22 protein-coding genes are annotated in these 22,738 nt (G+C 42.7%); 18 read left to right on the top strand and 4 right to left on the bottom strand.

What is annotated here, in order from left to right; all coding sequences use genetic code 11:
- The first annotated feature begins 11 nt into the window (after positions 1 to 11).
- The 12 genes from ACRRSW_RS22755 to trpB all read left to right on the top strand — a co-directional run bounded on the left by ACRRSW_RS22755 (position 12) and on the right by trpB (position 10,996).
- Positions 12 to 932, top strand: coding sequence for a ParB/RepB/Spo0J family partition protein (locus tag ACRRSW_RS22755; RefSeq protein ID WP_432460542.1), 921 nt, complete (start codon positions 12 to 14; stop codon positions 930 to 932).
- 283 nt (positions 933 to 1,215) lie between these two features.
- Entirely contained in the window at positions 1,216 to 1,620 is a 405-nt protein-coding gene (locus tag ACRRSW_RS22750; protein ID WP_432455278.1) for an ATP synthase subunit I, read from the top strand.
- Positions 1,610 to 2,422: a F0F1 ATP synthase subunit A gene (gene atpB, locus ACRRSW_RS22745; protein WP_432455279.1), complete on the top strand. Its 813-nt coding sequence runs from the start codon at positions 1,610 to 1,612 to the stop codon at positions 2,420 to 2,422. Before ACRRSW_RS22750 ends, atpB begins: the two co-directional genes overlap by 11 nt.
- A gap of 45 nt (positions 2,423 to 2,467) precedes the next feature.
- On the top strand, positions 2,468 to 2,722 hold the full coding sequence (gene atpE, locus ACRRSW_RS22740; RefSeq protein ID WP_432455280.1) for a F0F1 ATP synthase subunit C: 255 nt from the start codon (positions 2,468 to 2,470) through the stop codon (positions 2,720 to 2,722).
- Positions 2,723 to 2,755: 33 nt separating this feature from the next.
- Entirely contained in the window at positions 2,756 to 3,229 is a 474-nt protein-coding gene (gene atpF, locus ACRRSW_RS22735) for a F0F1 ATP synthase subunit B (protein ID WP_432455281.1), read from the top strand.
- Positions 3,230 to 3,249: 20 nt separating this feature from the next.
- A complete protein-coding gene (gene atpH / locus ACRRSW_RS22730; protein WP_432455282.1) occupies positions 3,250 to 3,780 on the top strand; it encodes a F0F1 ATP synthase subunit delta in 531 nt (176 codons plus the stop codon).
- 14 nt (positions 3,781 to 3,794) lie between these two features.
- Positions 3,795 to 5,336, top strand: coding sequence for a F0F1 ATP synthase subunit alpha (gene atpA / locus ACRRSW_RS22725; protein ID WP_432455283.1), 1,542 nt, complete (start codon positions 3,795 to 3,797; stop codon positions 5,334 to 5,336).
- A gap of 29 nt (positions 5,337 to 5,365) precedes the next feature.
- Positions 5,366 to 6,229 carry a F0F1 ATP synthase subunit gamma gene (gene atpG, locus ACRRSW_RS22720; RefSeq protein ID WP_432455284.1) on the top strand — a complete coding sequence of 288 codons (864 nt, stop codon included), beginning with the start codon at positions 5,366 to 5,368 and terminating at the stop codon, positions 6,227 to 6,229.
- 35 nt (positions 6,230 to 6,264) lie between these two features.
- On the top strand, positions 6,265 to 7,641 hold the full coding sequence (atpD, locus tag ACRRSW_RS22715) for a F0F1 ATP synthase subunit beta (protein WP_432455285.1): 1,377 nt from the start codon (positions 6,265 to 6,267) through the stop codon (positions 7,639 to 7,641).
- Positions 7,642 to 7,672: 31 nt separating this feature from the next.
- Positions 7,673 to 8,098, top strand: coding sequence for a F0F1 ATP synthase subunit epsilon (locus ACRRSW_RS22710; RefSeq protein ID WP_432455286.1), 426 nt, complete (start codon positions 7,673 to 7,675; stop codon positions 8,096 to 8,098).
- A gap of 157 nt (positions 8,099 to 8,255) precedes the next feature.
- Positions 8,256 to 9,617 carry a bifunctional UDP-N-acetylglucosamine diphosphorylase/glucosamine-1-phosphate N-acetyltransferase GlmU gene (glmU, locus tag ACRRSW_RS22705; RefSeq protein ID WP_432461084.1) on the top strand — a complete coding sequence of 454 codons (1,362 nt, stop codon included), beginning with the start codon at positions 8,256 to 8,258 and terminating at the stop codon, positions 9,615 to 9,617.
- A gap of 155 nt (positions 9,618 to 9,772) precedes the next feature.
- Positions 9,773 to 10,996, top strand: coding sequence for a tryptophan synthase subunit beta (trpB, locus tag ACRRSW_RS22700; protein WP_432460541.1), 1,224 nt, complete (start codon positions 9,773 to 9,775; stop codon positions 10,994 to 10,996).
- Between the two features lie 51 nt (positions 10,997 to 11,047).
- On the opposite strand, the gene ACRRSW_RS22695 is transcribed toward trpB, so the two are convergent.
- On the bottom strand, positions 11,048 to 11,518 hold the full coding sequence (locus ACRRSW_RS22695) for a hypothetical protein (protein ID WP_432460540.1): 471 nt from the start codon (positions 11,516 to 11,518) through the stop codon (positions 11,048 to 11,050).
- 78 nt (positions 11,519 to 11,596) lie between these two features.
- Positions 11,597 to 11,875: a hypothetical protein gene (locus ACRRSW_RS22690; RefSeq protein ID WP_432460539.1), complete on the bottom strand. Its 279-nt coding sequence runs from the start codon at positions 11,873 to 11,875 to the stop codon at positions 11,597 to 11,599.
- A gap of 181 nt (positions 11,876 to 12,056) precedes the next feature.
- Here ACRRSW_RS22690 and ACRRSW_RS22685 point away from each other — a divergent pair, with 181 nt between their 5' ends.
- Both ACRRSW_RS22685 and ACRRSW_RS22680 read left to right on the top strand, forming a co-directional pair.
- Positions 12,057 to 13,754, top strand: coding sequence for a mechanosensitive ion channel domain-containing protein (locus tag ACRRSW_RS22685; RefSeq protein WP_432460538.1), 1,698 nt, complete (start codon positions 12,057 to 12,059; stop codon positions 13,752 to 13,754).
- Between the two features lie 216 nt (positions 13,755 to 13,970).
- The gene (locus tag ACRRSW_RS22680; RefSeq protein ID WP_432455290.1) at positions 13,971 to 14,657 is read left to right on the top strand and encodes a DUF2786 domain-containing protein; all 687 of its coding nucleotides are present in this window, start codon (positions 13,971 to 13,973) and stop codon (positions 14,655 to 14,657) included.
- Positions 14,658 to 14,818: 161 nt separating this feature from the next.
- On the opposite strand, the gene pyk is transcribed toward ACRRSW_RS22680, so the two are convergent.
- Positions 14,819 to 16,255: a pyruvate kinase gene (gene pyk, locus ACRRSW_RS22675; RefSeq protein ID WP_432460537.1), complete on the bottom strand. Its 1,437-nt coding sequence runs from the start codon at positions 16,253 to 16,255 to the stop codon at positions 14,819 to 14,821.
- A gap of 623 nt (positions 16,256 to 16,878) precedes the next feature.
- On the opposite strand from pyk, the gene nadE reads away from it, so the two are divergent.
- Both nadE and ACRRSW_RS22665 read left to right on the top strand, forming a co-directional pair.
- Positions 16,879 to 17,709, top strand: a complete 831-nt coding sequence (gene nadE / locus ACRRSW_RS22670) for an ammonia-dependent NAD(+) synthetase (protein WP_432455292.1) — start codon at positions 16,879 to 16,881, stop codon at positions 17,707 to 17,709.
- 104 nt (positions 17,710 to 17,813) lie between these two features.
- Complete coding sequence (locus ACRRSW_RS22665) at positions 17,814 to 18,434, top strand: trimeric intracellular cation channel family protein (protein WP_432460536.1); 621 nt, start codon at positions 17,814 to 17,816, stop codon at positions 18,432 to 18,434.
- Between the two features lie 1,327 nt (positions 18,435 to 19,761).
- On the opposite strand, the gene ACRRSW_RS22660 is transcribed toward ACRRSW_RS22665, so the two are convergent.
- A complete protein-coding gene (locus ACRRSW_RS22660; protein WP_432460535.1) occupies positions 19,762 to 21,120 on the bottom strand; it encodes an MATE family efflux transporter in 1,359 nt (452 codons plus the stop codon).
- Between the two features lie 168 nt (positions 21,121 to 21,288).
- Here ACRRSW_RS22660 and ACRRSW_RS22655 point away from each other — a divergent pair, with 168 nt between their 5' ends.
- Positions 21,289 to 22,410 carry a 1-acyl-sn-glycerol-3-phosphate acyltransferase gene (locus ACRRSW_RS22655; protein ID WP_432455295.1) on the top strand — a complete coding sequence of 374 codons (1,122 nt, stop codon included), beginning with the start codon at positions 21,289 to 21,291 and terminating at the stop codon, positions 22,408 to 22,410.
- A 79-nt stretch (positions 22,411 to 22,489) separates the two neighbouring features.
- Entirely contained in the window at positions 22,490 to 22,672 is a 183-nt protein-coding gene (locus tag ACRRSW_RS22650; RefSeq protein WP_432455296.1) for a hypothetical protein, read from the top strand.
- The last annotated feature ends 66 nt before the right edge of the window (positions 22,673 to 22,738 follow it).

The following is a 22,738-nucleotide window of genomic DNA, read 5'->3' as shown; positions in this document are numbered from 1 at the left end:
TGGATAAAGACATGTCAGCGAGAAAACGCGGTTTAGGTAAAGGTTTAGATTTATTACTAAGTACCAGTAATAATGCTCGTCAACGTCAGGTTGAAGAAGATACGAAAGCCGATACTAACCAACAAACTGTCGATGATAATCGTGGTGATTTACGTCGTTTACCCATCGAATGGTTACGGCCAGGTAAATATCAACCTCGTAAAGATATGTCAGCGGAAGCCCTGGAAGAATTAGCGCATTCCATCGAAGCGCAAGGGGTGATTCAACCGATTGTAGTTCGTGCAGTCGGTGACAATCAGTTTGAAATTATCGCCGGTGAGCGCCGCTGGCGAGCCTCGCAACAAATTCATTTACATGAAGTTCCATGTTTAATTAAAAATGTGAGTGATGAAAACGCGGTTGCTATTTCCTTAATTGAAAATATTCAACGTGAAGATCTGAATGCTATGGAAGAAGCAGTGGCCTTAGACCGTTTAATGAATGAGTTTGAACTGACTCATCAACAAGTGGCTGATGCGGTTGGTAAATCTCGTACCACAGTGACCAATTTATTACGTTTAAATAGTCTCGATGCCGATGTGAAAATTCTGTTAGAGCATGGCGATATAGAAATGGGCCATGCTCGTGCGCTATTAGCCTTAACGGGAGAAGTTCAGGCTGAAACCGCGCGTAGTGTTGCTGCTAAAGGTTTAACAGTTCGTGATACAGAAAAATTAGTGAAGGCGGTTCTCAATCCCAAAGAACCAAAGGCACCTGCTAAGGTCGATCCCGATATTAGTCGTTTAGAACAACGAATTAGTGAGCGTTTGGGGGCAGGGGTAAAGATCCAGCAAAATAAAAAAGGCCAAGGAAAATTAGTGATCGACTATGCTAGCTTAGATGAGTTAGATGCTATTTTGGGGCTTTTCATCGACTCGGATGAAACACTTTAGTTTTTATAAACTAATTTGTGCCACAAGTCTTTGATCTTGGTTACCTATGTTGCATATTTAAAACACTATATTTCACCTTTAGCTGACCAAACTATCTGGTTTGTAACATAAAAATTAACAATAACCATATTTTGTTTATATAAGCTGTTACGAATTAGTGAATTGAACGCGGCTTCTGATTGCAAAACCAGACTTTCAACGTATAATCATTAGGCTTTTTAGCAAGCCTATTCGCCCTAGTCTGGGCTTTAGGTTTAACGTAAAACACTAGTAGAGGTCGAGAATGTCTGGTTCTTTAACATCTGCAATTCGTCGCAAGGCGCTTTATTATGTTATTTTTCAGACGAGTTTTGTCGTATTACTAACGCTAAACAGTGGTTTCTTTTTTAATAAGGATATTGCTATTTCTGTGTTACTCGGAGGTATAATCTTCTTACTACCCAATAGCTTATTTACGCTGATGGCGTTTCGGTTTGTCGGTGCAACTAAGCAAAAACAAGTAGTAACAAGTTTTTATCTAGGGGAAGTCGTAAAACTATCTCTTATTGCCATATTGTTTGTACTGGTCTTTACCCTGCTTAAGGTGGAGCCCCTCGCTCTACTGCTCGGTTTTGTTCTCAGTAGTTTAACGCAATGGACCGCCTCTATTTTTTTGACTAAGAAAAATAGGATGATAAATGGCTGCTGAATCTGTTACAGGTTATATCCAGCATCACCTGACTAATGCACAAATGTGCGTGGCCGAAACTGGTGGCCTCGCGTTTAACCATGGGTGTCATGAAGCAGGGTTCTGGACATTTAACGTTGATTCACTCCTAATATCAGTTGTCTTGGGGGTTCTGTTCTTATTTGTTTTTTATAGAACGGGACAAAAAGCAACATCTGGCGTTCCCGGAAAGTTTCAATGTTTTATCGAAATTCTCGTGGAATTTGTTGATGGCTCGGTACGAGATGCTTTTCATCGTAGCGATAAAGTCATTGCGCCAATTGGTTTAACCATCTTCGTTTGGGTTTTCCTCATGAACCTGATGGACTTAATCCCTGTTGATTTTCTTCCTCAAGCCGCCGCTCAAGCAGGCATACCATACTCTAAAATTGTACCCACTACTGATTTAAACATTACTCTTGGCATGGCCTTGGTAGTGTTTGTATTGATACTTTTTTACAGTATTAAAGTGAAAGGTGTGAGTGGATTTGTAAAAGAACTTACTTTACAACCATTTAATCACTGGGCTTTTATTCCTTTTAACTTTTTATTGGAATCGGTCACTTTGTTGGCTAAGCCATTTTCGCTGGCGCTGCGTTTGTTCGGTAACCTGTATGCGGGTGAATTGATCTTTATTATTATTGCCGCCCTTGTTCCATTTTGGGCTCAGTGGGCTTTGTCAGTTCCATGGGCAATATTCCATATTTTGATCATTGTGCTTCAAGCGTTTATTTTCATGATGCTAACCATTGTTTACTTAGCTTTAGCTCATGAAGATCATTAATTAATTAAATTAGAACTACCTAACACATATATATTGGAGATAATTATGGAAACTGTTGTTGGTTTAACTGCTATAGCGGCTGCACTACTAATCGGTTTAGGTGCTTTGGGTACTGCGATTGGTTTTGGTCTGCTTGGTGGTAAATTCCTTGAAGCAGCGGCTCGTCAACCTGAGCTAGCGTCTACCCTACAAACCAAAATGTTTATTGTTGCCGGTCTTCTTGATGCGATCGCAATGATTGGTGTAGGTATCGCGCTATTCTTCGTTTTCGCTAACCCGTTTATTGGCTTATTGGGTTAATCCTTCGATTCCTTAACTTAGGGAGGTGTCGTTGTGAATATCAATGCAACATTACTTGGACAAGCGATCGCATTCGCATTTTTTTGTTGGTTTTGCGTTAAATACGTATGGCCGCCATTAATTGATGCGATTGAAGCTCGTCAGAAGAAAATTGCGGATGGATTAGCTGATGCTGATCGTGCGGGTAAAGATCTTAAATTAGCGCAAGCTAATGCTTCTGAACAAATGAAAGAAGCAAAGGTTGAGGCCGCAGGTATTATCGACAGAGCTAACAAACGTAAAGTTCAAATTATCGACGAAGCAAAAGAGTTAGCTAACGTTGAGCGTGAGAAAATTATCGCTCATGGAAACGCTGAAGTTGAAGCTGAACGCAATCGTGCTCGTGAAGAATTACGTGCGCAAGTGGCTGCTTTGGCCATCGCTGGTGCTGAAAAAATTATTCAGCATTCTATCGACAAAGAAGTTAGCAAGCAGATTGTTGACAAACTAGTCGCTGAGCTGAAATAAAGGGATAAAAGGTAGAGCTTATGGCTGATTTAACCACCATTGCTCGTCCCTACGCTAAAGCTGCGTTTGATTTTGCCATTGAGCATAAAGCCTTAGAAGAGTGGACGAATATGTTAGCTTTTGTCGCCGAAGTGGCGGTGAATGAACATGTATCTGTTCAGTTAAAAAGGCAATCGGTAGAGACCTTGGTAGATTTATTTACCACTGTTTGTGCTGGGCAGCTTGATGAGCATGGCCTTAACTTCTTGAAGTTAATGGCACAAAATGGCCGTTTACAGGCGTTGCCTGCTGTGTTAGCGCTGTTCTTAGGATATAAAGCCGAATTGGCTAAAGAGATAACCGCTGAGGTTGTTTCTGCTTCTGAGTTAGATGCCGCGCAGCAAGCGCAAATTAGTGCTTCCTTAGAGCAGCGCTTGTCGCGCAAAGTGAAGCTTAACTGTAGTGTCGATGCCTCACTGTTGGCTGGCTTGTATATTCAAGCTGGTGATCTGGTGATTGATGGCTCCGTAAAAGGGCAATTGGCAAAACTATCTAATACACTACAAGCGTAATTGGGGAATAGAGCATGCAACTGAATTCCACTGAAATAAGCGATCTGATCAAGCAACGTATTGAACAGTTCGAAGTTGTCAGTGAAGCTCGTAACGAAGGTACTATCGTATCTGTTAGTGACGGTATTATTCGTATTAATGGTCTTGCTGATGTAATGCAAGGCGAAATGATTGAGCTTCCTGGTAGTCGTTATGCCATCGCATTAAACCTAGAGCGTGACTCTGTAGGTGCGGTTGTGATGGGACCTTATGCTGATTTAGCAGAAGGTGACAAAGTTAAAAGTTCTGGTCGTATTTTGGAAGTACCTGTAGGTCGTGGCCTACAAGGACGAGTCCTGAATACACTAGGTGAACCAATTGATGGTAAAGGACCTGTCGAACATGATGGATTCTCACCTATCGAAGTGATTGCACCTGGGGTGATGGAACGTAAGTCGGTCGATAAACCAGTTCAAACTGGTATTAAAGCGATTGATTCAATGATCCCAATTGGTCGTGGTCAACGTGAATTGATCATTGGTGACCGTCAAATTGGTAAAACGGCAATTGCGGTTGATGCCATCATTAACCAAAAACACTCCGGTATTAAATGTGTTTATGTGGCGATTGGCCAAAAAGCTTCAACTATCTCTAACGTTGTGCGTAAGTTAGAAGAGTTTGGCGCCATGGAATACACTACCATTGTTGCAGCCTCAGCGTCTGATTCAGCTGCATTACAATACCTAGCACCTTATGCAGGTTGTGCAATGGGTGAATACTACCGAGATCGCGGTGAAGATGCTTTGATCATCTATGATGATTTGTCGAAACAAGCGGTTGCTTATCGTCAAATTTCATTGTTATTGCGTCGTCCACCTGGCCGTGAAGCTTATCCTGGTGATGTATTCTATCTACACTCTCGTTTGCTAGAGCGCGCAGCTCAGGTTAATGAAAAATATGTGGAAGAGTTCACTAAAGGTGAAGTTAAAGGTCAATCGGGTTCATTAACGGCTTTGCCGATTATTGAAACTCAAGCCGGTGACGTATCAGCCTTCGTACCAACCAACGTAATTTCGATTACCGATGGACAAATCTTCTTGACTGGCCAGCTATTCAACTCTGGTACTCGTCCGGCGGTTGATCCTGGTATTTCGGTATCTCGTGTGGGTGGTGCAGCACAAACTAAGATTATCAAGAAACTGTCAGGTGGTATTCGTACTGCGCTTGCACAGTATCGTGAACTAGCAGCCTTTGCTCAGTTTGCATCTGATTTAGATGATGCAACGCGTAAGCAGTTAGACCATGGTCAGAAAGTAACTGAGTTAATGAAGCAGAAGCAATTCAGCCCATTGACTGTTGCTGAGCAAGCCTTAGGTTTATATGCTGCAGAGAAAGGTTTCTTGGCTGATATTGAAATCAATAAGATTGTTGATTTTGAAGGCGCATTGTTAGCTTATGCCAACAATGAATATGCCGATCTATTGGCGTCTATTAACCAGAAAGGCGATTACAACGATGAAATCGATGCTTCAATTAAGTCATTAATTGAAAGCTTTAAATCGACTCAAACTTGGTAATCTAAGCTGACGAATAGGAGCGAATAGATATGGCCGGCGCTAAAGAAATTAAAGGTAAGATTGCCAGTGTTAAAAACACTCAAAAAATTACCAAAGCGATGGAAATGGTTGCTGCTAGTAAAATGCGTCGTTCTCAAGACAGCATGCGAGGTAGCCGACCTTACGCAGTAGCTATGCGCAAAGTTATTGGTCATATCGCGTTAGGTAAACTCGAATATAAACATCCTTATGTTATAGAAAGAGAAACCAAACGTGTTGGTTATATCGTGGTGTCTACAGACCGTGGTCTTTGTGGCGGCTTAAACATTAACTTGTTTAAGAATGCCGTTACTGAGATTAAGCAGTGGAAAGAGAAAGGTGTGAGTGCTGATTTGGCCGTTATTGGCGGTAAAGCAACTTCTTTCTTTAACAGCCATGGTGGGAATGTATTGGCTCAAAACTCAGGTTTGGGCGATCACCCAACTGTCGATGAGTTGGTCGGTACCGTACAAGTGATGCTTGAAGCTTACAACGAAGGTAAGTTAGATCGCATCTATGTGGTATATAACAAGTTTGTTAATACCATGGTGCAAGAGCCCAAAATTGACCAATTATTGCCGCTGCCTAAAGCAGATGACCCAGAAATTGCGTCTCGCAGTTGGGACTATTTATATGAGCCAGGCGCCGAAGAAATTCTCGACGGTTTGTTGGTTCGTTATATCGAGTCTCAAGTTTATCAAGCGGTGGTTGAAAACCTCGCCTGTGAACAAGCTGCACGAATGGTTGCAATGAAAGCGGCAACCGATAACTCGGGTAACCTGATTGACGAACTACAGTTGATTTACAACAAAGAACGTCAAGCAGCAATTACTCAAGAATTGACTGAAATTTCTGCGGGGGCTGCAGCCGTTTAAGGCAAGGCATAAGCACAATATTTAGAGGAATCAACATGAGTAACGGTAACATCGTCCAAGTAATTGGCGCTGTTGTGGACGTTGAATTTCCACATGACAGTGTACCGAAGGTATACAATGCTCTAGAAGTTCAAGGTGAAGACTTAGTCCTTGAAGTTCAACAGCAAATTGGTGGTGGCGTAGTACGTTGTATCTGTATGGGTGCATCGGAAGGTATTCGCCGCGGCCTAGAAGTGGTTGATACTGGTGACGCGATTAAAGTACCTGTAGGTGAAGCCACCTTAGGTCGTATTATGAACGTTCTTGGTCATACCATCGACGGTAAAGGTGAAGTTGCGACAGAAGAGCGCTACAGAATTCACCGAGCTGCTCCTAGTTACGAAGAGCAGTCAAGTTCTAATGAATTATTAGAAACCGGCGTAAAAGTTATCGACTTAATTTGTCCATTCGCTAAGGGTGGTAAAATTGGTCTGTTTGGCGGTGCCGGTGTCGGTAAAACCGTAAACATGATGGAGTTAATCAACAACATTGCTAAAGCACACTCAGGTTTATCTGTGTTTGCTGGTGTTGGTGAGCGGACTCGTGAAGGTAATGACTTCTACTACGAGATGGAAGAAGCCGGGGTACTTGATAAAGTAGCCATGGTTTATGGTCAGATGAACGAGCCACCAGGAAACCGCCTACGGGTTGCGTTAACTGGTCTAACGATGGCTGAGAAGTTCCGTGACGAAGGGAAAGACGTACTGTTGTTTATTGACAACATTTACCGTTATACCCTAGCCGGTACCGAAGTATCTGCATTGCTGGGTCGTATGCCTTCTGCGGTAGGTTATCAGCCTACTTTGGCGGAAGAAATGGGTGTTCTTCAAGAGCGTATTACATCAACCAAGACTGGTTCGATTACTTCGATCCAAGCGGTTTATGTACCTGCGGATGACTTGACCGATCCATCGCCTGCTACCACCTTTGCTCACTTGGATGCAACGGTGACACTCAACCGTAGCATTGCGGCCATGGGTCTGTACCCTGCGATTGACCCATTGGATTCAAACTCTCGTCAGTTAGATCCTTTAGTGGTTGGTCAAGAGCACTATGAAGTTGCTCGTGGCGTGCAAGGTGTACTGCAACGCTATAAAGAATTAAAAGATATTATTGCAATTCTAGGTATGGACGAATTGTCTGAAGAAGACAAACAGACCGTAGCTCGAGCGCGTAAAATTGAAAAATTCTTAACGCAAGATTATCACGTAGCCGAAGTATTTACCGGTAACCCGGGTAAGCTTATTCCGCTTAAAGATACGATTCGTAGCTTTAAAGGCCTATTGGCTGGCGATTACGATGATATCCCAGAGCAAGCGTTCTTGTATGCTGGCGATATTGATGACGTGCTTGAGCGCGCCAAAAATATGTAAGCATCGCCAATTGGCGTAACAGGAGGCTAAAATGGCAGCGATGACAGTTCACTTGGATGTGGTAAGCGCGGAAAAGAAAATTTTTTCTGGTCGCGTCGAACACTTACGAGTAACCGGTGAAGAGGGTGAGTTAGGGGTGATGTTTGGTCACGCCCCATTACTGACTCCAATTAAGCCTGGTATGGTTCGCATGGTAAAACAGCACGGACACGAAGAGGTCATTTATATCTCGGGTGGTTTTTTGGAAGTACAACCAGGAAACGTGATCGTCTTAGCTGATACCGCGATTCGAGGCAGCGAACTCGATAAAGCCAAGGCCCAACAAGCTAAACACGCGGCAGAGGAAAGCATTAGCAATCCTAGCAGCGATATCGATTTTGCCAAAGCGCAGGTTGAATTAGCCAAAGCAATGGCGCAATTACGGGTTATCGAAATTCTCGGTAAAAACGTTAGATAGTTTAGTTTAAGTATAAAAAGGCGCTCATTGAGCGCCTTTTTTGTATTTTAAAGATGCAATATCAAGGGTGAATTCCAAAGTAAAGTGGTTTGGCTTACACTACTTTTGAAAAGACTCGTTTAAATTGAGCAAAGCTTACCGTTATGAAGGATAGATGATGAATTTTAGTGTAGTGATATTAGCCGCAGGAAAAGGCACACGGATGCGCTCAAGCTTGCCTAAGGTTTTGCATAAACTTGCTGATAAACCAATGGTACAACATGTTATTGATACCGCTAAACAACTAGAGCCGCAAACGATTCATTTAATCTATGGTCATGGTGGTGAGTTGATTCAACAGCAGATCCAAGATCCTCAGCTAAATTGGGTGGAGCAGGCAGAACAGTTAGGAACTGGTCATGCGATGCAGCAGGCAGCGCCGCATTTTGCCGCCAACCAGGCGGTGGTGATGTTATATGGTGATACTCCGCTGATTAGCCAACAAACCATCCAACGTTTAATTGAAGCTCTGCCAAAAGGCGGAATTGGCTTATTAACGGTGGATCTTGCCGACCCTACTGGCTATGGTCGAATTGTTCGGCAAAATGGAAGTGTTGCCGCGATTGTTGAACATAAAGATGCCAGCCCAGAGCAGCTGGAGATTACTGAGGTGAACACTGGTGTGTTAGTTGCTAATAGCGATGACTTTAATCGTTGGTTAGCGCAATTGAGTAATGATAATGCGCAAGGTGAGTACTATGTGACTGATATTATCGAAATGGCGACTCAAGAAGGACATTTGGTACAAGCGGTACAACCAGACTCTGAAGTTGAAGTTCAAGGGGTAAATGATCGGGTACAGCTGAATCGTTTAGAGCGGGCTTATCAGTTTGCTCAAGCGGAGCGTTTATTGGCTGAAGGTCTTAGTTTGGCCGATGCCAATCGATTTGATTTGCGGGGTGAATTGAGCATGGGTCATGATTGCTTCATCGATATTAATGTGATTATCAAGGGTAAAGTGAGCCTGGGGAACAATGTCACCATTGAGTCAAATTGTATTTTAATTGATTGTGAAATCGGTGATAACGTCACCATTAAAGCCAACAGTATTATTGAGCAAGCGAGCCTTGCCGAAGATGCTTCGGCGGGACCATTTGCGCGGCTACGTCCTGGTGCAAAATTAAAACAAGATGCGCATGTTGGTAATTTTGTTGAAATGAAAAAATCAACCTTAGGTCAAGGTTCCAAGGCTGGGCATTTAACTTATCTTGGGGATACCATTGTTGGCGCTGGTGTGAATATTGGTGCAGGGACAATTACCTGTAATTATGATGGCGTGAATAAGTTTCAAACAATTATTGAAGATGGTGCCTTCATCGGCAGTGATACCCAGTTAGTTGCACCGGTTACGGTGGGTAAAAATGCCACCATTGGTGCAGGTTCAACCATTACCTGTAATGTAGATGCTGAAATGCTGGCTCTTTCTCGAACCAAACAACGAACTATTTCTGGTTGGCAGCGGCCAGTGAAAAAAGCCTGACTTTACTGATGTTATTATAAAAAAGCGACCTTAGGTCGCTTTTTATGTTTTAGTCTCTATTTATTCAAGAAAGCTATCGATCGAAGCTCTAACTAGCGCACATATTTCCTTGATAAGATTCGGTATAACTAAGCTTTTTCTAATCGGAATTTATAATGCAAAATCAATTTGAGCACGCTTTGCCAAACCCACAAGGCTATTTTGGAGAATACGGCGGGAGCTTTATTCCTCCGGAACTACAACGGGTCATGGACGACATTACCAAGTCTTATCATGCGATCCGCCAAGATCCGAGTTTTATTGCGGAACTAACCCGTCTTTACCAACACTATGTGGGTCGGCCTAGTCCCATTTTTCATGCGGAAAATTTGTCTAAGGCTTATGGTTGTGAGATTTATCTCAAACGCGAAGATCTAAATCACACCGGTGCTCACAAGATTAACCATTGCTTGGGTGAGGTGCTGCTGGCGAAAAAAATGGGCAAGAGTAAAGTGATCGCCGAAACTGGTGCTGGCCAACATGGGGTTGCACTGGCCACAGCTGCCGCGTTGCTTGGTCTTGAATGTGATATTCATATGGGGGAAGTGGATATTGCCAAAGAGCATCCTAACGTGGTGAAAATGCGAATTCTCGGCGCCAATGTGATTCCCGCCACTCATGGTCGTAAAACCCTTAAGGAGGCTGTAGACAGCGCATTTGAGGCTTATATGGCCGATCCTCATAGTCAATTGTATGCCATCGGCTCGGTGGTTGGGCCGCATCCTTTTCCAATGATGGTGAGAGACTTTCAATCGATTATTGGTATTGAGGCGCGTCAGCAGTTTCAAGAGATGACAGGTGAATTGCCCGATCACTTAGTCGCTTGTATTGGCGGTGGTTCTAATGCAATGGGTTTATTTAGTGCCTTTTTGGAGGATCAAGCGGTGGCGATGCATGGTTGTGAGCCTGCAGGACGAAGTTTGGAACAAGTGGGTGAACACGCTGCCACTTTAACCAAAGGGGAGCCGGGGACCATGCATGGATTCCATTCCTATATGCTGAAGGATGAGCAAGGGGAACCGCAACAGGTGTATTCGGTCGCCAGTGGTTTAGATTATCCTTCGGTGGGACCTCAGCATGCCTATTTAAAAGATTTAGGCCGAGTTCAGTATGGGGTTGTGAGCGATCAAGAAGCGATTGATGCGTTTTTTGAACTATCGCGATTAGAAGGCATTATTCCAGCGATAGAATCGGCGCATGCGGTTGCACATGCGATTAAGCTCGCTAAACAGGGGCTTAATGGTCGTATCTTAATTAACCTATCGGGTCGTGGTGATAAAGACATCGACTTTGTCATTGAACAATATGGTAAACAATATGGGATTGCTGAACTGATTTGAAGCAAGTGAACTTATAGGCTACCAGCCCGTTGGTAGCCTATAAGTGATGGGCTAGAATCGATAAGCGAAGTTTACCATCGGCCCTTGATAATTATATTTAAGTTGGATCTCATCCCAGTCTGCTTCAACAATGTAGTAGTTATAGCCTAACTCTATATCCCAATTGGGATTGATCTGGTAACTAATGGAGGCATTCAGATCGGCTAAATAACCCTTCACTTGGTCAATTTTTAGATAAAAAAATTGACTATGAGCATTCAGTGTCCAATCGTCGGTTAATTGATAATGGGTCCATAAGCCGATATCAGGTAGCGGTGCGGTGGCCGATTCATCAACCACTTCACCTTTGGTCGCGGTTGAATTACAAATAATATTCCCTGCATTATTGACACAAGCTGAGATATCGCCGCTAAAGCCCATTTCAATAAACATCACATGCAAACCAAGTGAGCCACCAATTTCAGTTTTAGCATTTTGATAAAATGAATAGCCATAACCAGCACTCAGAATATCAATATCCATCCGGGTATTTAGATTTGCGCCAGCGATTACGCCAGAATCGGGATGATTCGGTAAGGTAAACCCAAAATTGGTTTTGCTCTATGCGCTTCGATGTATACGACGCCAATCGGCGTAGACGTGGTGGCGTTGATTAAATTTGTAACCCAGCTCGAAAAAGGGTAACAACAGATGTTTTTCTAGCTGTAAACTATCTTCAAAATCTAAGGTAATATCTTGGTTATCGAAGCTTTTAGTTGTGACTGATGAGTCTGTTTGTGACCAAAACGCTCCAGTTTTGAAGGTCCATTCTCCAGCACTGAGCGGAAAACTGACTAAACTCACTAACCAAAGTTTACTTAGCCAACGCGCTATATTCATATACTGTCCTTAGTTGAGTGCTCTGTGATATCCGTAATCATGATTGTAAACCGAGCCATGTCCTATTCATTGTTGCTTATGATTTAGGATTAAGCGGCCCCTTTAGATCATAAAACATAATTTAATTATGAGTTGTTGGCTTATTTTTTATAGTTGTTTGTAGTTTATTTAGGAGGCAGAGATGAAAACGGAATTTGTTCGGTGGTATCAGAGTTTGATGAAGTGGGCTTTACTATTTTTTTCGAGCGCTGTTTTTTGCTTGCATGCGGCTGATTCCGGCAGCGACCAAGCGCAGCTATTGTTGGAAAAATATCAGCGTCAACAGCAGCGGATTGAAAAGATACAAGCCAATAGAAATACGGTCTCTGCTATCGAGCAAGCGGCCATCGATTATCGTTTAGTTGAGCGTCATTTAAGTTCCTTTGAAACGATTAATCAGCTCACCCAATACTTAATTAAACAACAAGCTCTGGGTTTGACGGAACCTGCTATAAACCATCAAGTTAAGCAAATTATCATCGATAATTATCAAAGTTTAATTCAGAGGATCGAGCAACAGCAGCAGTTGTTCAATAAAGCCTACGCACAACAACCTTCGGATAATATTAAGTCTTTTCAGTTATATATTGATTACTTGAATCGATCTGATGTGATTTTTTCGGCCTTGGTACAGCAAATTAATAATCTCCAAGCCCTTGGTTTTGAGGTAACGGATCAAAATCATCATCTGATCGATTTGCTTTATCTGCGGGCTGAATCATTTTCTGGGATGGTTGGCTTACTCGAAAATAAAACCAGGGAGCTTAGTCAATTTATTAAATTGACTCCCAATGATCAAGCACTAAAAGACCAATTAGCCGTGGTCAAAGAGCAATTATCGGTCGCAGGGTTAAGCTTCAAATTAACCGTTGAATTACTCACTCAGCTTGGTTTTAATACCGGATTTTATCAACAGACATTGCTTAAATTAGGTGGGCAAATCACCACCGATGTGTTGGATATCAACGTATTGAACGGTATTGCTAAACGTTGGGTCGTTCGACTTAGTGAGTATTTTGTTGAGCACGGCGGAGAGTGGATCTTCAAAATATTTTTGTTGTTACTCATTTATTTTGTATTTCGTGCTCTTGCTCGTTTAACCCGTAAGTTACTGATTAAAAGTTTAGATTCTTCCAAGCTACGGTTATCTTCGTTGATGAAAGAGATGATAGTGTCCTCGGTGACTCGGGTCGTGGTTATTGTTGGAATTTTATTTGCTTTGGCCCAAGTTGGTATATCACTGGCACCGGTTTTAGCGGGGTTAGGCGTCGCTGGTTTCATTATTGGGTTTGCCTTGCAAGATACCTTGAGTAATTTTGCCGCTGGGATGATGATTCTTATTTATCGTCCCTATGATGTGGGCGATATGGTGGAAGTGGGCGGTGGCGTCTTTGGCAAAGTGAAAAGTATGAATTTAGTTTCGACCACTATTTTAACCATCGATAACCAAACCTTAGTGATCCCAAATGGTAAAATTTGGGGGGATGTGATTAAAAATGTAACTGCACAAAAACTGCGTCGCGTTGATTTAGTTTTTGGGATTGGCTATAGCGATGATATCGATAAAACGGAAGCCGTGTTGAATGAATTATTAGCCAAGCACCCATTGGTGTTAGCCGAACCTGCTCCTATGGTTAAACTACATATTTTAAATGAATCTTCGGTAGATTTTATCGTGCGTCCTTGGGTAAAAACCGATGATTATTGGAACGTTTATTGGGATATTACTCGACAAGTGAAAATGCGCTTCGATCAAGATGGTATCTCGATCCCTTTCCCACAGCGCGATGTTCATGTTTATTCTACAGGCAATGGTGGTGAGGGACATTCGAATGGATAAGTGCCTCGTTTGCTTCTAAAGCGAGCTGTATTCGACGCTGGCACGACTGGAAAGTGACCCATTGCATTGCCAGAGGGTTTTCTTTTCGGTGTTTCAAGTGGAAAATTGAGTCTAAATTCTAAACGAAGCGCTGGCTCTGGGCTCGGTATTACTGGAAAATTTGGCTAAAACCAGTAAAATGACGCTTCATTTTTGAACAGAGGTTGTAGCAATTTCGTGAGTCGTCAACGAGCCCTAGAAAAAATTGCAAAGTGCTTAGAGTTGGGTAACTCCTCTAATGTTCATGAGGCTGCTCAAGCGATCCGTATGGCGCATCGCTTAATGCTTAAACACGGCTTAGAGCAAGCCGATATTGATTTAATTCAAATGGGGAAAACCTCTACTCAAACCTTGTTACCCGCCAATGTAAACGAAAATATCTTACGCATTATTCGTGGTATTAACTCACGTTTTGGTGTGGAAGCGGTACTGGTTAATCATAAAGGTTTAAAAAGAGCTGAATTTGTTGGCATGGCCGAGCGTGCCGTATTTGCCGCCTTTGCATTTGATATTGTTTATCGAGAAATGAACCAACAGGTGGGTTCATTTCGAAATAGCTTTGCCGGTTCCGGTACCGATAATGTCACTGTGGCACGACGGGTTACTTCTTTTACTGCCGGTTGGTTGGAGGGGGCTTTAGAAAAACTCCCCGATCTAACAAGCGATGGACGCAATGAACATATGGATGACTACTTGGATGAGATGTTTGAGAAGTTAGACCGTGAAACCTTTAAGGCGAAAATTAAGGCCTCAATGGGTCAGCTTACCCCAGATTTTCAAACCGGGATCACCAAGGGACGCAAACTATCTGTGAATCGTCCTGTGGAAGGTACTCGAGCAAGTCCGCAGTTAAACCACAATTAATATTCATTGATACGCACACATTGGGTATTTTTGCTGTTTCGGATGTGATCCTGTATTGCTTTAGTGATTTAAATTGATCTTCGTTTGAATGCTCTGGTCATTATTTTTCGATAGTTAGCTCGGTGTATACACCGAGCTAACTAAGCGCTCATGTTTAGCGCTTAACCGACTTTTAATATCTTACTGGTATTGGTATGCCCGGTTTGGTCGAATACATCACCATGGGTCAAAATCACTAAATCACCTTTATTCAAATAGCCTTGTTGTTTCAACAAATTAATCGCGCTATGTGATACTTGGATGATATCGTGGTTGGTTTCGTCGAAGTAAATCGGGTATACGCCTCGGTATAAGGCGCAACGACTCAAGGTTGCTTGGTGGCGAGATAAAGAAAAAATGGGTAAGCCACTACTGAGGCGAGACATTAATAAAGGCGTGCTGCCTGATTCGGTGAGTGCAATAATGGCGGTCATACCTTGCATGTGATTGGCCGCAAACATGGTACTCATCGCCACTGTTTCCGAAATACTCTCAAAGGTTTCATTGATTCGATATTTGGATACGTTAATGCTGCGTTGTTTTTCAGCACCTAGGCAAACCGAAGCCATGGCCTGGACGGTTTCTACAGGGTATTGGCCAGCGGCTGTTTCGCCGGATAACATCACCGCATCGGTACCGTCCAATACTGCGTTGGCTACATCCATGACCTCAGCGCGAGTTGGCATCGGCGCACTAATCATTGATTCCATCATCTGAGTTGCGGTAATCACCGCGCGATTGTATTTTCGAGTCAGACGAATAAGAGTCTTTTGCACTCCCACTAATTCGGCATCGCCAATTTCAACACCGAGATCGCCACGAGCTACCATCACTGCGTCGGAAGCGGTAATGATATCGATCATCGCTTCTTCGGTGGCAACTGTTTCTGCTCGTTCAACTTTTGCCACTAGTTTTGTTGCGAGTCCGGCTTGTTGAGTCAGACGTCTGGCATAGTGCATATCTTCACCGCTATTTGGGAAGGATACAGCTAAATAGTCGACATTGATTTTGGCTGCGGTGAGGATATCGGCTTTGTCTTTATCGGTTAAGGCTGCGGCAGATAAACCACCACCGAGTTTATTAATCCCTTTGTTGTTGGATAAAAATCCGCCAATGGTCACTTCGGTGGTGACTTTATTGCCTTCTACGGCGGTGACTCTCAATTGAATTCTACCGTCATCAAGTAACAGGGTATCGCCAGGGGCCACGTCTTTAGGCAAGTATTTATAATCGAGGCCAACTTGTTGTTGATCTCCCAAGCCTTTTGCTAAATCACTATCGAGTAAAAAGCTATCCCCAACTTGCAATTTAACCTTACCTTCTTTAAAGGTGGATACGCGTATTTTGGGACCTTGTAGGTCACCCAAAATAGCCACGTGTAGTTTATGTTTGGCTGCAAGTTCTCTGACCTTATTGGCGCGAGCGATATGGTCGTCGGCGCTGCCGTGAGAAAAGTTGAGTCGCACCATATTTGCGCCGCTGAGCAGCAGTTGTTCTAAAATGTCGTCTTTATCGGTGGCTGGGCCTAAAGTTGTCACAATTTTGGTGCGTCGTAGCATAGTTTTATCCTTAAAATGAAATATTCAATCAGAAGCTGTCGCTCCTTGGCGCCAATTGATTTATATCCAACAGCTAGGGAAAATAAATTCTAGAGACTCTAGATGAATATTTGACAACTTATCTGAAAAAATAATGCGCATCTTTAGCGCTAAAATTCCCATTTTGGGTTGCTCACTCAAATAGAAAAACTAAAGTTATTCTCTTTCCTTGCCAAATGGCTCTGTTGTTTGACCAATAGCATACCTTAGATGGCTAGAGGCGGTTCTTTTGTGAGCTACTTTTTCGAGAAAAAAGCATTTTTATCGTGGCGAGAGGTGTCTCGCTTAGAGTGCTAAGCAGATACCTCTAATCAACGGTAAAACGCTTCTAGTCAAATTGTTTAGGCAGTATTTGTGGTGCATTACTGCAGTGTATTGTTATGAGCTATACCGCTAGCGATATTTCACATGACTTGCCTAAATGAGTCACAAACAGCTGTAAAAGTCATCACCAAAGATTAACAGCCCCTAATTATATTAATCTGTTTAGTGATTAATTGTATGTAAATCAGCTTGTCTCTTGGTTTTTTTTTATCTCTCAAGTACATTGCCTGATGAGGATTACATTTGTTGTGGGGGATGAGATGAAACAAGCAATATTAGCGGAGATGAAGGTTCTACCTGAAATTGACCCGGGGTTTGAAGTAAAACGTCGCATAGACTTTATCAAACAGTGTTTACAACAGGCGAACTTAAAAACCTTAATCTTAGGTATTAGTGGTGGTGTTGATTCTACGACCACCGGACGGCTCGCTCAGTTGGCTGTAGAACAGCTTAATCAAGAGCACTCGACTCAAGACTATCGTTTCATTGCGATGCGCCTCCCTTATGGAGAGCAGAAAGATGAAGCAGATGCGCAATTAGCTTTAGATTTTATTAAACCCTCCTATATCGTGACCACAAATATTAAAGATGGCACCGAAGGGGCACACTCAAGCGCACTGTTAGGTTTGCAGAACGCGGGTTTAGCCTTACCGCAACAAGCTGGGATCGATTTTGCTAAGGGCAACGTAAAGGCGCGGATGCGAATGATTGCTCAGTATGAAATTGCGGGACTAACTGGTGCATTGGTGATTGGTACCGATCACTCGGCTGAGAATATTACCGGTTTTTACACTAAGCATGGGGATGGTGCCTGCGATTTAACGCCTATCTTTGGTTTAAATAAGCGTCAGGTTCGCCAAGTGGCGAGTTACTTGGGTGCGCCAGAGAAGTTGATTGGTAAAGCGCCAACAGCTGATTTAGAGGAAGATCGCCCGCAGCTGCCAGATGAAGTGGCGCTTGGTTTAACTTACGATCAAATTGATGACTTTTTAGAAGGTAAATTGGTTGATGCTGGGGTAGAAGAAAAATTAATAGGTATTTATTTACGGACCCAACATAAACGGCAAGCCATTCCGACTATTTATGATTGATTTATTTACCGGACCCACCCGGGTTCGGTGTTGTTTGATCGGTCTCTTATATTGTTCAGCAAACATGTTGCCTCATTGCAGCCTATTTTTTTGAGGAGCCGACATTGGGCAACACCATTATTTTTAGTCTCGATCTTTTTGGTACGGCGGTATTCGCCATTTCTGGGGTATTGATCGCTAGTCGGCGACGTATGGATCTATTTGGAGCCCTAGTACTTGCCTGCGTGACCGCGATTGGTGGGGGCACCATTCGTGATATGGCATTAGGAGCTAGCCCAGTTTTTTGGGTGGAAAATGGTTTATATTTGTGGGTGATCTTAGCGGCTAGTCTGGGGGCAATTGTTTTGCTCAATAATTTTCCTAGTCCTCCTCGTTGGTTATTACCAGTTGCCGATGCTATTGGTATGGCTGTATTTATGGCTATTGGTGCGAATAAGGCCTTACAAATGGGCGCTCCGGTGATTGTTTCGATCACTATGGGGGTGATTACGGCCTGTGGTGGGGGGATGATCCGTGATGTACTGGCCAACCAGGTTCCTTTAGTACTGCAGCGCGAGATCTATGCAACGGCTTGTATTGTCGGGGGTTGTGTGTGGGCGATTACAGAGAACTTAGGTTTTTCCACGACCATTGCAACTAGCAGTTGTATTATTAGTGCTTTAGTCATCCGTTTAGTTGCAATTCGTTATCATCTATCTTTACCTAAGCTTTCAAAAAATCGTTAGCTTAGTCTAAAGACTGCACTCTTTGTGAGAGATCTCTTACAAGGTTGTAAGTTAAAGGCAGTAAATCTTGCAGATAGATAATAACAATATCCATATATATCAATTGCTTATTTATTTTTGATGCTGTTTATGTAAAAAAAGATGAGTTTTTTTTGTTCTGGAGCTTTTTCTCAAGTATTAATGCCGTATAGTTAGTTCTGCACGGAGGCACTGACGTTTATCAGGATGAGAAACGTAGCAGGAGCTGAAAGGACAACTACAGGATGTAGTAAGGGACACCTCCTAGGAAGGAGACGTGCAACTGGTATGGACAACCGGTTATGCCAATGAAGGCTAAAGGACAGCTCAAAGGATTTGAGAAAAGGACAACTACAGGATGTAGTAAAACAGTCAAAAAGGATTGCAGGGAGCAATTACCCGTTCACGGATTTGAGCGATATGACTACTAGGGGCGACACGTAAGTGTCGCCCCGACTTTTTAGGCCAGCTTAATGCTGGTTTTTTTGTGACTACAATTTATGCTATGCCAATCTGATTCATTATATGACCAACTTATTGTGTCGTATAAATCTGCCGATAAATAGGCATGAAGTGCAGTAACTAGTGGCTCTAATTACCAGATAACGCTGTTAGCGGTGATTTAGGTTTATGTCGTCTACCAACAGCGTTTTTTTTATTCCTCTTCGCTTTTATCTTGAACAAACATTAGTAAGCCAAAATTAAGGTTTCTAGGCTTGACGATAAGCCCCGAGGTGCTGTGAGAGATCGACTACGCTTGAGCGCTGATATGGCTGCTCTATATTGCGTAAAAATTATTTAAATGCTTTAAATTCAAATAATTAATTAAATTCGATGATTCTTGATTGAATCAATTCAAAAATTATTTCACGGGCTCATCTAGGTTTTATTGAACCAAAGCGTAAAGTAGCTCATACAAGGACGGGCAGGGAAAGCAGCCAAAGCATGAAGCTAGCGGCATTATAGGAACGCTTAGGATGAGCGGCTTGTCAGGATCGATGAGCTAGGGATGTGAGCACAGGAGTGCGATTAGCCTTGGTGACACAAGAGCTTAAGGATGATTTTCAGGACACCTCCAGGATGGAGCGAGCAACCGCTTAGGATGAGCAGTTAGGCCACAGAAGGCTAAAGGATAGCGCTAGGGAAGGAGCAAGGGGAAACACTAAGGAATGGTGTGCTACAGTCAAAAGGATTGCAGGGAGCGATTAACGTTCATGGATTTGAGCGATATGACTAGCTTAAGGGCGATACTTCGGTATCGCCCTTAATTTTTTATTCGATTAAACATCATGAGATCGATGTTGTCTTTTTAATGCTGGGCTTGCCACCAACTTGCTTTTTTCATGAGGTAGGTCAATAGAATTAAACTGCAGAGGCCAGCCACCGTATGGGCGACAATGATTGCTAAGAAGATCACTTGACTGTTCGCAGCTAAGGCGCCTAGGTAAATGGCTGGCAACATAAAGACAAACAAACGAATGAGGTTAATCATCACTGCCATCATCGGTAGAGCCAAGGCGTTGAGTGTTTGTGCGAGTAATAAGGGAACCGCCATCATTCCGTAGCAAAAAGGCACCAGTTGTAGGTAATATTGGCTTAATCTGGCGACTTCGAGATCTTGATTGAAACTGCGACTGATCAGCGGTGCCAGGTAATACATGAGTATGGCTAACAGTAATTGCCAAATAACCGCTAAACGAATGGCTTGATGCACAATTTGCTGCGCTCGATTTAAGTTCCCTGCCCCGACATTTTGTCCCACGAGCATTGGGATCACTGAGTTTATCGCCATCACTCCGATAAATAGTAAGGCTTCTACTCGTGTGGCAAAGCCATAAGCGGCCACGGTTGCGGTTCCGGCGGTTGCCAATATAGCCATTGTAATGGTGGTGGCGATAGGGGTGAGCAATTGGGAAAATACAGCCGGTATTGCAATACTTAATAGTTTGTTCCAAGAGTTCATTAACTGCTGAAGGGAACAGGTTTCAAATTTGAGCAGTTGTAGTTTGTATTTGAGTAAGTAAATCGCCATGCAAAAAGTGAGTAGCCAAGCGATGGCGGTCGCTAATGCCGCACCTTTCACACCTAAAGTGGGTATCGGGCCCCAACCAAATATTAGAATTGGGTCTAAAAGACCATTCATTATCCCGGCGACTAGCATCATGAGGCTTGGCGTTTTGCTATCGCCACTGGCTCGGATTGCACTGTTGCCGACCATGGGGATAACTAATAGAGGGATCGAAAGGTACCAGATCTGCATATATTGTTCGATATAGGGCATAACTGGTAATTCCGCACCGAGGGATAAAAATAATCGTTCAATATTGAAATAGCCTAAAGCGGCTAGGGTAGTAATTAATAGTAAACTAAACAATAAACTATGGCTGGTTAATTGGGCCGCTTGTTGTTTTTTCTCGGCCCCTAATAGTCGTCCAACATGAGACGAAAGGGCGATGCCTAAGCCCATGGCGATGCTGGTAATTGCAAAGGTTATAGGGAAAGTAAAAGAGACTCCTGCCAGCGGATCTGTGCCCAACATAGCGACAAAAAATGTGTCGACTAAATTAAAAAAAATGATCGAAAAGATGCCCACTAAACTGGGGAGGGCTTTATGAATAATGAGAGGCGTGATGGGGGCATCAAGCAATTGTTGGCGTTGTTGTTCCATTCACATTGGATTGGGAAAACTTGTTATCAGTATACTTGGCAAATAAGCACAGTGAAAGTCGCAGGATAGCGCTTGAAACAACTGTGAGCTGCTTGTTTTTTAACCGCTTCGGTTGTTTTTAGGGTGGGAAAGCGGTAAATTGCGCCTTCCTAAATTGCGAGAGAAGTTATGTCTGAGTTTGACAGTATTCGCCCTTATCAAGATTCTGAAGTAGAACAAATACTTAAACGTCTTATCAATGATCCTGAATTGATTACTACACTGATTAAATTTCGCTTTGCCAAGGCGAAGGGCGTTTTTCTTTGGCTGACTTCTTTTATTTTGCGAAAGATACTTAAATTTAAGGTCAGGAATATTCGCTCGGTATATGATTTTCAAGTGATGGTTGAAACTTATATGGCGCATATGATCAAAACTACCACCAGTCAATTGAGCTCTAGCGGCTTGGATCATTTAGATTTAACTAAACCACATCTATTTATTTCTAATCATCGGGATATCGCACTGGATTCGGCATTTATTAATTACATCTTACATAATAATGGCCAAGATACCGTGCAAAATGCCATCGGTGATAATTTGTTAACCAAGCCTTGGGTTTCTGACCTGATGCGTTTAAATCGTAGTTTTATTGTTAAACGTTCGGCGACCACAAAACGTGAAAAATTAGAGAACTCAAAACAGCTATCCGCCTATATTCAGCACACCTTAAGTCATACTAGTGATCACATATGGATTGCGCAACGTGAAGGACGAGCCAAAGACGGTTTAGATGTGACTAATTCAGCATTAATTTCTATGTTGGCCTTAAATAAACCGAAACAACAAAGTTTTGCGGATTACATCAATCAGTTAAACATTGTGCCCGTTTCTATTTCCTATGAATTTGACCCCTGTGACGTGGCCAAGGCAAATGAACTGGTTTCACAAAATCAGCATGGCGAATATTTAAAACAAGAACATGAAGATATTTCGAGTATTTCTCGAGGGATTGTTGGTCAAAAAGGCCGGGTGCATGTGCATTTTTCCGAGACCTTGCAAGGGGAGTTTGAGTCGGCAAAACAAGTTGCTCAAGCCTTAGATAAGGCCATTATTGGTAACTATCAATTGATGCCGACTAACTGGCTTGCTCTGGGTGATGCTATACCTGAAGACGTTTCCGCGAATGAGTTGGCAGAAGCGAAGCGCTATTTTGAGGCGAAGTCTCGCGATATTAGTGCAGAGGTCCAAACTCAGTTGTATGCCATGTATGCAAATCCAGTCAAAGCTAGAATGCAACTATATGATTAATAATCAAATTTTTATAAAATAATACAATTGGCACTTTAGCTGCATACCCCCTTATAGGTATTATTTAAAAGGGTATGTTATGTTCCGTAGTAAAACTAGCCAAACCATCGCAAACGTTTTAGCCAATGGCGATAAACTTGAGCAATTGCTTTCTTTGATGTTGCCCGATGAAGTTTCGGAATTGGATCAACTTGGTTCGCAACATTGTCGTAGAAAGCGTCAATGTGGTGGTCGTTCACATTCTATATCGGCAAAGTTCTGAGCTATAACAAAAGTTGGACCTAATCACGAAGTTACCTATTCGCACGACTGAGGCTTAATTAGTCGA

The sequence above is a fragment of the Agarivorans sp. QJM3NY_25 genome (assembly GCF_050870875.2).
In the GTDB taxonomy this organism is placed as follows: Bacteria; Pseudomonadota; Gammaproteobacteria; order Enterobacterales; family Celerinatantimonadaceae; genus Agarivorans.
The sequence above is the reverse complement of the archived record's forward strand: the minus strand, read 5'-3'. Positions and strand labels throughout refer to the sequence as shown.

Coding starts and splice junctions, on each gene's coding strand:
- ACRRSW_RS22755 (WP_432460542.1), top strand. CDS start 12: ATGTCAGCGAGAAAACGCGGTTTAGGTAAAGGTTTAGATTTATTACTA.
- ACRRSW_RS22750 (WP_432455278.1), top strand. CDS start 1,216: ATGTCTGGTTCTTTAACATCTGCAATTCGTCGCAAGGCGCTTTATTAT.
- atpB (WP_432455279.1), top strand. CDS start 1,610: ATGGCTGCTGAATCTGTTACAGGTTATATCCAGCATCACCTGACTAAT.
- atpE (WP_432455280.1), top strand. CDS start 2,468: ATGGAAACTGTTGTTGGTTTAACTGCTATAGCGGCTGCACTACTAATC.
- atpH (WP_432455282.1), top strand. CDS start 3,250: ATGGCTGATTTAACCACCATTGCTCGTCCCTACGCTAAAGCTGCGTTT.
- atpA (WP_432455283.1), top strand. CDS start 3,795: ATGCAACTGAATTCCACTGAAATAAGCGATCTGATCAAGCAACGTATT.
- atpG (WP_432455284.1), top strand. CDS start 5,366: ATGGCCGGCGCTAAAGAAATTAAAGGTAAGATTGCCAGTGTTAAAAAC.
- atpD (WP_432455285.1), top strand. CDS start 6,265: ATGAGTAACGGTAACATCGTCCAAGTAATTGGCGCTGTTGTGGACGTT.
- ACRRSW_RS22710 (WP_432455286.1), top strand. CDS start 7,673: ATGGCAGCGATGACAGTTCACTTGGATGTGGTAAGCGCGGAAAAGAAA.
- glmU (WP_432461084.1), top strand. CDS start 8,256: ATGAATTTTAGTGTAGTGATATTAGCCGCAGGAAAAGGCACACGGATG.
- trpB (WP_432460541.1), top strand. CDS start 9,773: ATGCAAAATCAATTTGAGCACGCTTTGCCAAACCCACAAGGCTATTTT.
- ACRRSW_RS22695 (WP_432460540.1), bottom strand. CDS start 11,518: ATGGATATTGATATTCTGAGTGCTGGTTATGGCTATTCATTTTATCAA.
- ACRRSW_RS22690 (WP_432460539.1), bottom strand. CDS start 11,875: ATGAATATAGCGCGTTGGCTAAGTAAACTTTGGTTAGTGAGTTTAGTC.
- ACRRSW_RS22685 (WP_432460538.1), top strand. CDS start 12,057: ATGAAAACGGAATTTGTTCGGTGGTATCAGAGTTTGATGAAGTGGGCT.
- pyk (WP_432460537.1), bottom strand. CDS start 16,255: ATGCTACGACGCACCAAAATTGTGACAACTTTAGGCCCAGCCACCGAT.
- nadE (WP_432455292.1), top strand. CDS start 16,879: ATGAAACAAGCAATATTAGCGGAGATGAAGGTTCTACCTGAAATTGAC.
- ACRRSW_RS22660 (WP_432460535.1), bottom strand. CDS start 21,120: ATGGAACAACAACGCCAACAATTGCTTGATGCCCCCATCACGCCTCTC.
- ACRRSW_RS22655 (WP_432455295.1), top strand. CDS start 21,289: ATGTCTGAGTTTGACAGTATTCGCCCTTATCAAGATTCTGAAGTAGAA.
- ACRRSW_RS22650 (WP_432455296.1), top strand. CDS start 22,490: ATGTTCCGTAGTAAAACTAGCCAAACCATCGCAAACGTTTTAGCCAAT.